The 12294-nt window shown below is 61.4% G+C and carries 11 protein-coding genes; 7 read left to right on the top strand and 4 right to left on the bottom strand.

The features are described from left to right. Positions 1–1587, top strand: a complete 1587-nt coding sequence (locus NKI25_RS26020) for a serine hydrolase (RefSeq protein ID WP_352708042.1) — start codon at positions 1–3, stop codon at positions 1585–1587. A gap of 306 nt (positions 1588–1893) precedes the next feature. Here NKI25_RS26020 and NKI25_RS26015 read toward each other — a convergent pair whose 3' ends face one another. The 4 genes from NKI25_RS26015 to NKI25_RS26000 all read right to left on the bottom strand — a co-directional run bounded on the left by NKI25_RS26015 (position 1894) and on the right by NKI25_RS26000 (position 9043). Next, the gene (locus tag NKI25_RS26015) at positions 1894–2124 is read right to left on the bottom strand and encodes a glucoamylase family protein (protein WP_352623777.1); all 231 of its coding nucleotides are present in this window, start codon (positions 2122–2124) and stop codon (positions 1894–1896) included. A 1926-nt stretch (positions 2125–4050) separates the two neighbouring features. Next, positions 4051–5346, bottom strand: a complete 1296-nt coding sequence (locus tag NKI25_RS26010) for an ATP-grasp domain-containing protein (RefSeq protein ID WP_352623729.1) — start codon at positions 5344–5346, stop codon at positions 4051–4053. A gap of 1 nt (position 5347) precedes the next feature. Further along, complete coding sequence (locus tag NKI25_RS26005; protein ID WP_352623727.1) at positions 5348–6568, bottom strand: acetate/propionate family kinase; 1221 nt, start codon at positions 6566–6568, stop codon at positions 5348–5350. 51 nt (positions 6569–6619) lie between these two features. Next, positions 6620–9043, bottom strand: a complete 2424-nt coding sequence (locus NKI25_RS26000) for a phosphoketolase family protein (protein WP_352642949.1) — start codon at positions 9041–9043, stop codon at positions 6620–6622. A 294-nt stretch (positions 9044–9337) separates the two neighbouring features. Between NKI25_RS26000 and NKI25_RS25995 the strand changes: the two genes are divergently transcribed. From NKI25_RS25995 to NKI25_RS25970, 6 genes are all read left to right on the top strand, one after another. Beyond that, positions 9338–9715 (top strand): hypothetical protein, encoded by a 378-nt coding sequence (locus NKI25_RS25995; RefSeq protein WP_352642947.1) that lies wholly within the window; start codon positions 9338–9340, stop codon positions 9713–9715. Between the two features lie 183 nt (positions 9716–9898). Further along, entirely contained in the window at positions 9899–10486 is a 588-nt protein-coding gene (copM, locus tag NKI25_RS25990; protein ID WP_352999737.1) for a CopM family metallochaperone, read from the top strand. A 75-nt stretch (positions 10487–10561) separates the two neighbouring features. Further along, entirely contained in the window at positions 10562–10777 is a 216-nt protein-coding gene (locus NKI25_RS25985; protein WP_352784661.1) for a DUF5676 family membrane protein, read from the top strand. Next, entirely contained in the window at positions 10752–11270 is a 519-nt protein-coding gene (locus tag NKI25_RS25980; RefSeq protein ID WP_352784663.1) for a hypothetical protein, read from the top strand. The genes NKI25_RS25985 and NKI25_RS25980 overlap by 26 nt, the downstream gene beginning before the upstream one ends. After that, complete coding sequence (locus NKI25_RS25975) at positions 11267–11581, top strand: DUF2933 domain-containing protein (RefSeq protein WP_352642943.1); 315 nt, start codon at positions 11267–11269, stop codon at positions 11579–11581. Before NKI25_RS25980 ends, NKI25_RS25975 begins: the two co-directional genes overlap by 4 nt. A 2-nt stretch (positions 11582–11583) precedes the next feature. Further along, a complete protein-coding gene (locus tag NKI25_RS25970; protein WP_352623715.1) occupies positions 11584–12252 on the top strand; it encodes a methyltransferase family protein in 669 nt (222 codons plus the stop codon). Positions 12253–12294 lie beyond the last annotated feature (42 nt).

Raw genomic sequence — 12294 nt, 5'->3', positions numbered from 1 at the left:
ATGAAGAAGGTCGCTGCTCTCCTGGTACTTTCCCTCGTTATCATGCTGCCCGCCATGGCAGCCGCGCAGTCCTACCTGCCGGAGCTTGGGCCATCGCCGCCGCAGGATGCTACGCAGCTGTACCCCGGCGGTGTCGAGAAGGCGCTGGCCGCGCTGCCGGACATCGTCAAGAAAGTCAAGGAAGCATCCGACGTTCCCGGCTTCGCCGTGGCGGTGGTGCATGGCGGCAAAATGATCTTTGACGAGGGCTATGGCCTTCGCGACAACCGGGACGACACTTCTAAGGTCAGCAGCACCACCATTTTCCAGGTCGCCTCGGTGTCGAAGTCGATCTCGGCCACGGTGGCCGCGATCGCCATGACGAAGGACCACAGCTTCAACTGGGATACCCCGGTCGGCGAGGTCTGGGACGGCTTCCGCCTCAATCTCGACTATGTCTCGGGCAACGCCACTATCGGCGATTTCTTCGCCCATCGCTCGGGCCTGCCGATGGCGGCGGGCGACGAACTCGAGGATCTCGGCTTCCAGCGCAAGCAGATCGTCGGGAGCCTGTGGATGGTGCCGCTCGATCCCTTCCGCATCTCCTATCACTACGCCAATTTCGGCACGACGATCGGCGCCGAGGCAGTGGCCCACGCCGAGAAACAGCCTTGGGAGCCGCTGGCCAAGAGCCTGTTGTTCGATCCGCTCGGCATGCGCTCGAGCAGCTATCGGCACGAGGACTTCATTGCCGCCGGCAAGAACCGCGCCCTGCTGCATGCGCGCGTGGCGGAGAATGTGTTCGAGCCGCTCTATGACCGCGACCCCGACCAGCAGGCGCCGGCGGGCGGCGTCTCCTCCAGCGCCCAGGATCTTGCCAAGTGGATGATCCTGCTGCTTGGCGACGGCACCTATAACGGCCAGCCCATGATCGACCCCAAGATCCTGCAGCCCGCCATCACACCACAGAGCGTGACCTACCGCGGCGAGACGCCCGATACGCGGGCCAGTTCCTATGGCTATGGCTTCAACGTGGGGGTGAACGCCAATGGGCGCACCACCATGGGCCATTCCGGCGCCTTCCTGCTCGGTGCCGGCACCACCTTCCAGATCTTGCCCTCGGCCGATGTCGGCATCGTCGTGCTCACCAACGGCTCCCCCGTCGGCGCCGCCGAGGCGGTCGCCGCCAGCTTCATGGACATCGTGCAATATGGCCAGGTCACCCGCGACTGGTATCCCTACATCAAGCCGCGGTTCATGGCCTACTACAAGCCGGTGGGCGACCTTGCCGGCAAGGGCAAGCCGACGAACCCCGCCAAGGCGCGCAGTCCATCCTTCTACGAGGGCCAATATACGAGCAACTATTTCGACACCGCCACCGTGCGGGCCGATGGCGACAAGCTGATGCTCGAACTCGGCCCAAAGCCCATGCAGTTCACGCTCGAGCACTGGGACGGCGACACCTACGCCCTCACGCCCCGCGGAGAGAACGCGCCGACCGGCTCGCTGTCATCGGTGAAGTTCGTCGGTTCCCCCGGCGGCATTCGCGCGCGGGTGATGACGGTGGACTATCTGAATGAGAACGGGTTGGGGCATTTTCAGAGGTAGGGGTGGAGGCGTCCGGTGCTTCATACACCCCATGCCGTCGAAAAGGCGAACCGGCCGTCTGCAAGGTGATGCCTGAGATGGCGGATTTGTGACGGTTCGCTTCGGGGCGTGGCGATTAGGAAGCCGGCATTTGCTCGGGAGCTTCCAACAAGCTATGTCGGCTTTGGCCAGCCGCTGATCCGAGCAGACCGACGGCTCCCGGCCCCTATGTTGCAATGCGCCGCTGAGTCGACGTTTGCAGCAAATGCGGCATGCGCTAGCAGTCAAGAGTCCCGGTCAGTCGGGGAGCTTTGTCATCTCGACTTGTTATAGGCAACCGCCCGAAAAACCGGCTCGGTGCAGTCCGGCGATGATCGCCGGCACGCAGCGCATCAGGCGCCACAGGAAGCCCGAGCGGTAGTTCTCTATCATCAGAGTGATCGGCCCCTGATTGATGCCGACATGGTCCGGCGATACCCAACCGCATGGCCGGCCGTCGGCGGCTGCTATTGTCGGATTGAAGCTTGCGGTGAAGCCGTAAGGGTTGCCCTCGTGCAGGTCGATCTCGTGGAAATGGCGCAGTGCGAGGACATCGGCGAGATAGCCCAGCGGCTCAACGCCGTTGGCTTGCAGGTTTCAATCAGCGACGGCTTAGGAAACGGCCACTCCTAAAAGAGCCATTTGATGGCTCCCAGGATCAGCACAACGATTGCTGCCGCCACATACTCCCGCCCCGGCTTAACCTGTGCACGAAGTCGCGGTGAAAACCGACAAGCCAGCAGGACGCCAAGCCCGCCTCCAAGCGGGGTTAGAACCTTGTCGATGAACTCAGCAGCACTCATTTTCTAACCCCCCACTGTCGAATATATAATCGCCATCTTGGCCGAGCATCTTCCTTCTGCCGTCGGCCGAATTTTTTCAGGCCAGGGGCGAGTGACGCGCCAACGTGTGCAGTCGAGCGTTCGCAATAGGCCGAAATCAATAAGTCGTGCAATTCACTGTGTTACCGAATGGGTTGCAAGTCGTTGTTTTCGGCTGACTGTGTTGCATGTTGGCAAACGCCGCATTTGCCCTGGCAGATGGGCGGGACAGACCTCCGGCGAGTCGACCTGCTGGAGGCGCCGGCCGCTTACGAACCCGATGAAGACGAGGAAAATGATCCGGATGTCCTGATGCTCAAGGGCAGACACTTCCGTCTGAGATGGGAAAGGGGACGGGCCCAATCTTAGGCTTTTGAACCTTTTGAGGGTTCGGCCTAGGGGGCTTATCCAAATTTTCGGCCGCTCGTCGGCGATGCCTCCCCGCTGATAATACAGCGAGGAAACAGCGGGGGAGGGCTACCGGGGAATTAAGGTGGTGAGTGCTGCGAAGCAGTGCCGGTCTGCTTCGTGAAGTCATGGAGGCGCGCGCGAACATGTGCCAGCAAATTCACTTCATTGACGACCCCGGATTGAAAGAGAGACAGCGTGGTCGAGGCTAGAATCTGGCTGTCTACCGACGTGCTGTACGATTTGGCGTCGGCGGCTATCTGGTCGACAACCCGCTGGCAGATCGCTCGATCTTTAGGTCTAAGGAACTGACTTTTCGGTTTTCGTGGCATCTCGACGCCTTTAAAGGGGAAGTTACTGTGTCCCCCCACGCGACGGATGCGTGGGTCTCTGCGAATGGACCCTAATCGCATTCAGACAGATAGTTGCCATTCGTTTGAGTGGTGCCGATGTCCCTCAAGGCCCATGGCCGTTATAGGCACGGTCAGTTCACTTGCGAGGCCGTCGAGCAGCGCAGAGAAATTGCCGCGTTGGTCGCCGAGGCGCGGCGAACAGCGGCCGCGGGGATATGAATGGAGTGGTTCGCCAATCACCCAGCAACGCCCGTGCCCCGTCGTCTGAAAACAGACGAGCAACAGGCCTCGTTACAGCCCTACGACTTGAAGCTGTTCCGCACGGTTGCCGGCTGGTCGCAAAACGCGCTCGCTTTCAGCATACGGCCCTCCTGACATCTGGCGTGTGCTGCGGAGCGGTGACCCAACGACGGTGTGCTCAATCCGGCGCCGGCAATGGCGCCTTAATGTCGGTCCGGTAGGTCCACTCCTGCTTCATCTCCACAATATCGGCAAGCCCAATGCCGCTCCGCTAAACACGGGGGCTGCGCGGCGGACACGCCGACGTCACGCAATGCCACGCCATTTTGCAGAACTTGACGCACACAACTCAGGACGGCTCACCGGTGTCGCCGCTCGGTATGAAATCGCGGTGTCGTTCCAAGACAGAGTCGTTGAACGTGAGCGGCGAATGGGTTTCCCTGCGGAGATCGACGAAAATTCCTCGGGTCGCTCCTCACTACCCCCGGGCAGCCTTGAGCCGCGACGTCGAGCGGGGTCGCCATGTTCGATCCAACGGCGCCCAGTCCCGTACGCAATGGCCGCGCGTCCCGAGCAGCCTTGCTGGAGAGTTCAATCCTCTGTCATCTGTGGGCGGCTTTGCCTTAGCTCTTATCGCAGATAACTAAGATCGGAGCAAAGCCGCCGCCGGGTGTCCGGAAATTGGTGGTCTGGCCTTGATAGAGGCGTGCGGCGGCGAGCAGCACCTGGCCATCGTAAGTATAAAGCCGCACGTCCATCTTACGCGGCGCGGGTGCGCCATCGATTTCGATCACACGCTTCCCCGGCGCAGCAAATGCCTGGGCCACATAGCCGCCCCGGGCGATCTCGGCCCACACCCCTTTTGTCACCTTGTCGCCGCGGTAGACCGCCTTGCTGCCATGGCCTGAGAGCGGCTTGAAGAACATATCCTTGCGGGATTGCCAGGCGGCATCCGAATTGTCGGGCGTGACTAGTGTGGTCCGCGGAACGCCGGCGAGCCGCGAGCGCATCTCCGGAGGAAGGCCGAACGCTTCCAGCGCCGCCGGATCGGACAGCAATGTCAGATTGCGCTTGCTTGCAAAGAGCGCGTGGTTGTGCGGATTGGGAGTGAGCACCACGGCGCCGTCCTGGTAAGCCACTCTGAGTGCGGCATGTTCCGGGCGATCGAGTGTGAAATCGACCAGGCGATTGTAGACGAGGTCAATCTCCTGTCCGTCGAGCCGAAGCCTGCCGCCATCATATGTCAGCTCGTTCGCGTCCCCGATCATCGCGTCTATGCCGTGCTTCAGCAATAGCTGCCGGGCTGGCACGAATTCAGGATAGAGATACTGCTCCCCAGGCTGATCGTCGACGATCGCAATCGTTCGCGGCGAGCCGGCTCCGCGCTGGCGGCGCCATTCGTTCTCGAACATCGCGATGACATTGGTTTCGAAGTGATCGTCCCTGGCGCCAATCAGCGCCCGGTCAACTTCAGAGCAGCAGGCCTTCTGTGCCCTGGCCAGCAAGGCATTGAGGAAAGCCCCGCCGGCGTTTGTGTTCACCTCGATCAGCTTGGGACCATCATCGTCGAGGTGGAAATCGTAGCCCATCAGAGCGCCAACGGGTCCAAAATCCCGTTGGGCGATTTCCGGGGCCCAGGAGAGGACGGTATCGCGGTAACCCTGTAGGTTAGCTGTTGCCTCAATGGCGACGACGATTGCTTGCATCTCATCGAGAGCTGACGCGGCGAGGAAGACCGGAACGTTGGAAAACAGATGCGGCCTCGACGCCATGAAGGTTTCGCAGAAGCCGGGATCGCCGGCCTCATGGTTCAGCGCTGCCCAAAGCGCTGTTCGGTCGAGCGTGATGCAGAAGCAGTTGCGATTGCGTCGCGCCGACGGGGACATGGCGGCTTCCGACACGCCGGAGACTGGAAGCATGTCAGAGTCTCCTCTGCGATGGCAGGGCAAAGCTGGGTCTTGCCCGCCTCGGCGAAGGCGCAGAGCGCAGCTGGCTGGCAACGGCTCTCTCTTCATCGGTAGGGATTACAAGAACCTCGACGTGTGAATTGGCAAGGCTGATGATCTCCTCGCCTCTTCGGTTCTGGTCATGATCGATACCGACGCCAAGCCAGCCGGCAGCAACTCCGATCTTTTCCCGGATCGATGGCGCGTTTTCACCGATGCCGGCGGTAAACACCACCGTATCAAGACCTCCAAGGGCAGCGGCCAGCGATCCGATCTCGCGCCCGATGCGATAGACGAATAGATCGACGGCCTCGGCGGCGGCAGGATCGTCCGAGCCGATGAGCGTCCGCATATCTCCGGATATACCAGACATGCCGAGCAGGCCGGACTGCTCATAGAGAAGCGTGACCAGCTCGTCGGTCGGCAGCTTCCAGTCCTGCAGGAGATGCAGGATGATCCCCGGGTCGAGCGCGCCGCAACGCGTGCTCATGATCAGGCCATCCAGCGTCGAAAACCCCATTGTCGTCGCAATGCTTCGTCCGGCGTCCATGGCGCACACGCTGGCGCCGCTGCCGAGATGGGCAACGATTGCCCGGCCGCCGGCGCCGGCGCCATAGCGGTCGCGCAGCCGCGAAGCGATGTGGCTGTAGGACAAGCCGTGAAAGCCGTAGGAAACGATACCCGCCTCGGTCATCGCACGTGGAATGCCGTAGATCTTCGCAACGCTCGGTCGGGTCGAATGAAACGCTGTGTCGAAGCATCCGACCTGCATGGCTTGCGGGAGGAGGTCGGTAGCCAGCGCCACAATTTCGAGATTGATCCGCTGATGGATCGGCGCCAACGGCTCGAGCCGGGCGAGCGCGTCGAGCGCGGGCGCATCCAGAAGCGTCGCTTGCGTGAAGTCGCGGCCGCCATGAACGATCCTATGCCCCACCCTGTCTATGCGGCGCAGGAGATCGCGATCGGCAAGGAGGGAGACGACGGAAGTGAATGCTTCGCCGATGTCGATCGGTCTCTCGCCCAGGCTCTTCAAGATCTCCGGTCTGTCGCCTGCGGCCTCGGCATGCAGCTGCGGATGTCCGCCAAGCGAGGCGATGTGGCCGCGCAGAAGCACGGGGAGGCCATCGCGTTCCTCGAAGACAGCGAATTTCAGGCTGGAGGAACCGCCGTTCAGGATGAGGATAGCGTCAGTCATGGGGCCGTCCGATGGGCTGTCACCGCAGTTCGCTGAAGACGTGGCATCGGCTCAAGCCGGGCGGATCTGCGTCACATCCAGGTCCTGATCCCACTTCCAATCAAGTATCTCCGGCATATCCTGCCCATTGGCGCGAATATAGGCTCGATGTTCAAGCAGCTTGCCGTCCATCGCCTGCTTGAGACCGACTTGAACGCTCTTGAGTTCCGGGACCCGTTCAAGCACGCTTTTGACGAGATGGAACCGATCGAGGCGGTTCAGAACGGTCATGTCGAAGGGCGTCGTCGTCGTGCCCTCCTCGTTATAGCCGCGCACGTGGATGTTGTCGTGGTTGGTGCGCCGATAGGTCAGGCGATGAATGGCCCAGGGATAACCATGATAGGCGAAGATGACGGGTTTGCCGGCGGTGAACAATGCGTCGAAATCGCGATCTGGCAGCCCGTGCGGATGATGCTCCTTGGGCTGCAGTGTCATCAGGTCGACGACGTTGACCACCCTGATCCTGAGCTCGGGGACGTGATGCCGGAGGATCTGCACGGCTGCAAGCGTTTCAAGTGTCGGAACGTCGCCGGCGCACGCCATGACCACGTTCGGCTCTTCGCCATTCTCGGTCGATGCCCAGTCCCAGATGCCGATCCCTGTCTTGCAATGGACGATGGCCTTGTCCATCGACAGCCACTGCCACGATGGCGGCTTGCCAGCGACGATGATGTTGATGCGATTCCATGTCTGCAGCACGTGATCGGTCACGCAAAGCAAGGTGTTGGCGTCCGGCGGCAGGTAGACGCGCACAATGTCGGCCTTCTTGTTGAGGGCAACGTCGATGAAGCCTGGATCCTGGTGGCTGAAGCCATTGTGTTCCTGATGCCAGACATGGCTCGACAGCAGGTAGTTCAGGGATGCGACCGGCCGCCGCCACGGAATGTGTCGGGAGGCATCCAGCCATTTCGCATGCTGGTTGAACATGGAATCGACGATATGGATGAACGCCTCGTAGCAGGAAAACAGACCGTGCCGCCCGGACAGCAGGTAGCCTTCAAGCCAGCCCTGGCAGGTATGCTCGGAGAGGATTTCCAGAACCCTGCCGTCGCGGCCGAGATGAACGTCTTCGGGCAGGATCTTTTCCATCCAGGCGCGCTCGGTGACTTCGAATAGGTCCTGAAGCCGGTTCGAGGCGGTCTCGTCGGGACCAACGATGCGGAAGTTCTTTGCCGCCTCATTCAACTGCATGACGGCACGCAAGAACTTGCCCATGGCCCGCGTCGACTCCGCTTTCACCGCACCTGGCTGTTCGACCGCAACAGCATGGTCGCGTAGCGCGGGCAGATCGAGCGACCGGCGCAGCAGGCCGCCATTGGCGTGCGGGTTGGATCCCATGCGCCGCGTGGCCTGGGGCGTGGTGGCGCGGATCGATGCGATGGCGACGCCGGCATCATCGAACAGTTCCTCAGGCCGATAGCTTCTCAGCCACTCCTCAAGCAGCTTCAGATGCGCCGGGTTTTCCGCGAGGCCGGATAAAGGGACTTGGTGCGAGCGCCAGAATCCTTCCGTCTTCAGCCCGTCGACCTCCTTCGGGCCGGTCCAGCCCTTGGGGCTTCGCAGCACGATCATCGGCCATTTCGGTCTCAAGGCCGATACCGCGGAACCATCACGCGCCGCGCGCTGGATCGCCTGGATGCGGTCGAGCGCATCGTCGAGCGTGGTCGCCATCAGCTCATGCATCAACACCGGATCATGCCCCTCGACGAACAGCGGTTCATAGCCATAGCCAACGAACAGCGCTCGCAATTCTTCTTCGGGAATGCGGCCCAGGATGGTGGGATTGGCGATCTTGTAGCCGTTCAAATGCAGAATCGGTAGCACCGCACCATCGCGTGCCGGGTTGAGAAACTTGTTCGAATGCCATGCGGTGGCAAGCGGCCCGGTCTCCGCCTCGCCGTCGCCGACGACACAGGCCACGACGAGATCAGGATTGTCGAAGGCAGCACCATAGGCATGGGATAATGCGTAGCCCAGCTCGCCTCCTTCGTGGATCGAACCCGGCACGTCGGGAGCGGCGTGGCTAGGAATCCCGCCTGGAAAGGAGAACTGCCGGAACAGCCTGCGCATTCCCTGCTCGTCCATCGAAATGTCGGGATTGAGCTCGCTGTAGGTGCCCTCCAGATAGGTGTTTGCCACCATGGCCGGGCCGCCATGGCCGGGACCGCAGACATAGATGACGTTCGCGTTCCGGAGCCGTATGGCGCGGTTGAGATGGGTATAGATGAAGCTCAGGCCCGGAGACGTTCCCCAGTGCCCGAGCAGGCGCGGCTTGACGTGCTCCAACTGCAAGGGCTCGCGCAGCAGCGGATTGTCGAGCAGGTAAATCTGCCCGATCGTCAAATAGTTGGCGGCGCGCCAATAGGCGTCGATGTCACTCAGTTCGTGTTCGGACAACCGGCTGGTGGGGATCGGTATTGCCTTGTGCTGGGTCATGCCTGTCTCTCGTTGCCGATTGGGAATGCCGCCGGTTCGCGACACCCGTGCTCATCGAACCCTAGCGAATGGATACCAACGCGTTCGCGCACATGGGCGAATACGAAAGTCGGCCGGCGATTCTATCCTGACGGGAGTCTCGGTGGAACGCGGCTTTGCCGACATAGTTTCAGCTCCAGTTCATTCCCCATGGAAGAGCTGGGAAAAGAGGCTCGCTGAAACTAGGCACTCTCCCAGAGCCGCGGCATTGATTTGCATCAAAGTGGCGGCGCACAATTGGGCTAGACTGAATGCATGAAAATCGCGTTGGCTCAGCTTCGGTTATGGCTGGCCGTGATCCTCCTGATCGCGGGCGGTGCCGCTGCCGCTTCTGCAATTGGGGCCGATGGCGGCGTCACAACTGACGATGCGACGCTCTCGACGAGCGCCTTGCACAAGTTGATGGGTAACCACGCTTTCACAGACCAGGACAAGCATCGCGCCTCATGTGAGGGCTGCCTGGATTGCGTGCATTCGCCCGGCTCTGGCTGTTGTGCTGCAAGCATTTTCGCCGGCGAATGCGACATTCTTCATGATGCGCCGGTTGCCGCCCGGTTTATGGCGGGCAAGGCATTCCTGCCAACGGGCATCGACCCCGAGGCGCTCCTGCAACCACCCCAGACCTTCGCCTGATATCGCGCCGTCGCGGTGCTTGGGGCTGTTGAATCCAGCAGTGCCCGTCAAGGCGCATAGCGCGCGAACGATCCGCGAAACATAACCGGCAGCCGCGATCTGGGCTGCCTCCGCGCCCATTTCAGGGCTCGCCTGTCGCTTCACACCAACGACAAGGAAACTGTCATGAAAACTCACCTTCGATTGATCACGTTTGCAGCATTGACAACTCTTTCCGGCGCGGCATTTGCCCAGACCGACCCGCACCATCCGGCGGCCGATGCGCCGCAAGCCACGACAGCGGCTCCGGCCGCACAGGCGATGCCGGGCGGATTGCCCGAGCAGTGCACGGCGATGATGTCCACGATGCAAAAGATGATGCCGATGATGCAGCAAATGATTCCCGTGATGCAGCAAATGATGCCGATGATGCAGGGCGGCGGAATGCAAGGCGGACAGGGCGGCATGATGCAGGGCGGCCAGGGCGGCATGATGCAGGGCATGACGAACATGCCGATGGACACTGCCACCATGTCCGAAGCCTCTAGAAACTATATGGACGCGATGAAGCGAATGGACGGGCCGATGATGCAGGCCGTCCAGGCTGGCGATCCCGATGTCGCCTTCGTCCAGGCGATGATTCCGCACCACCAGGGCGCGATCGACATGGCCCGGGCGGTCCTGCGATTCGGCAAGGATGATCAGGTCAAGGTTTGGGCCAATCAGATCATCACGGCTCAGCAGGCCGAGATCGCCGCAATGCAGGAATGGCTCAAGCAACACGCAAAGTGACAGGAGGAAGACACGGACAAACTCAGCGTCCTGTCCGTCGGCATTGCGCTGGGCGTGACGTCGGCCCTGATAAGCATGTTCTGTGCTTTGGCCTTCGTCATCTGGCCGGATGCAACACTCGATTTCTTCGGCGCCTTCATGCACGGGCTCGACCTCAGCGCGGTCAGATCCGCGGCGCCGATGAAGCTGGGCCGCGTTCTCTACGGCGTCGTCGGCTTTGGCATCGTCGGGCTGCCGGCGGGTGTCGTTTACGCGTCGATCTACAATGTCGTCGCAACCGGGCGCCGGTAGGCAAGTCAAGGTTCAGCCCATGAAAGCCACAGTCAATCCATGGACGACGTCGTCCGTCACTCTTGCTCTGGCGGGAATAATCATCGCCGGGATCGGATTGTATTTCATCGCCCTCAGGCCACCCCTGCTGCCCGAGGACGTCCGCTACATGCACCTCTCGGCGGCCGAACTCGAAGCCATCGGCCCGCGTCTTGCTGTGTGGCTCACGCAGGTTTTCCGGGTGCTCGGCGGCTACGCCTTGGCCACCGGCGTTCTCCTGGTTGCGCTGGCAATCACTGCGTTCCGGGCGCGCCATCCGGTCGCGGTGGCCGGCGCTCTGGTCGGAGGAGCGTTATCCATCGGCTTGATGTCGGTGGTCAACTTCACGATCGGCTCCGACTTCAGGTGGCCCCTGTTCGCCTGCGCGCTGGTCTGGGCCGTAAGCCTCGTCGCGTTTGGGCTCGAAAGCTCCCGCAATGACAATCGGACACAAATAAAGGAACCCATCCCATGAATACCAACAACGTTCACCGCATGTCGGATCCGCCGACCGGGTCCCAACCAGAACCGAAGGCCGAGGCTGGTGGTTGTTGGACTTCGAAGGCCGGCCTGGTCACGATCGCCTTTCTGCTGATCGCCGCGTTTTTCCTGCTCACTGAGCACCGAGCTCATACCTTCGGTGTCCTTCCCTTTCTGCTGCTGCTCGCCTGTCCTCTGCTTCACATGTCCATGCATGGCGGCCACCGCGGCCACGGCGGCCATGCCAGGCGCAAGGAACCCGAGCCGGGCGCGCAAGACGGCATTACCCACCATAAAGGAACATGACGATGGTCGAGCAATCTCCCGCCTATGGCCTCTGGGTCCTGGTTATAATCAATTCGGCGGTCTTCGTTCTATTCGCATTCAGCTTCTTCAAGCCGCGAACCGGCCGTGACTGGCGCTCCTTCGGAGCATTCAGCGCCTTCCTGGTGGCGTTGTTTGCCGAGATGTATGGATTTCCGTTGACGATTTACCTGCTCTCGGGCTGGCTGCAGTCACGATACCTAGGCATCGACTGGTTCTCGCATGATGCGGGTCACCTCCCGGAGATGATGTTCGGCTGGCGGCTCAATCCGCATTTCGGGCCCTTCCACGTTTTCAGCTTCTTCCTGATCGGCGGCGGTTTCATGCTGATCTCGACCGCGTGGCGAGTGCTTTACGACGCGCAGCATCACAATCGCCTCGCAACGGGCGGCCCATATGCCTCCATCCGGCATCCGCAATATGTCGGCTTCGTCCTCGTCATGGCGGGATTCCTCGTGCAGTGGCCGACGCTGCTGACGCTGGCGATGTTTCCCATTCTCGTCGGCATGTATGTCCGGCTTTCCTTCATCGAGGAGCGGGAAGCGAGAAAGGAGTTCGGCGATGCATACGACCGATACGCCGCCCGTGTGCCCGCCTTTTTTCCGCATGTGACCAGGCTGTTCAGTTCGGCCGGCGAGCGCCGTGCGCCTTGAAGCGCGGGGGTCGATAGCCCTGTCCTTGCGTGCTGAACCAAG

The sequence above is a fragment of the Mesorhizobium sp. M0808 genome (assembly GCF_040320025.1).
Taxonomy (GTDB): Bacteria; Pseudomonadota; Alphaproteobacteria; order Rhizobiales; family Rhizobiaceae; genus Mesorhizobium.
Note: the sequence above shows the minus strand (reverse complement) of the source record. Positions and strands in the feature narration are given on the sequence as shown.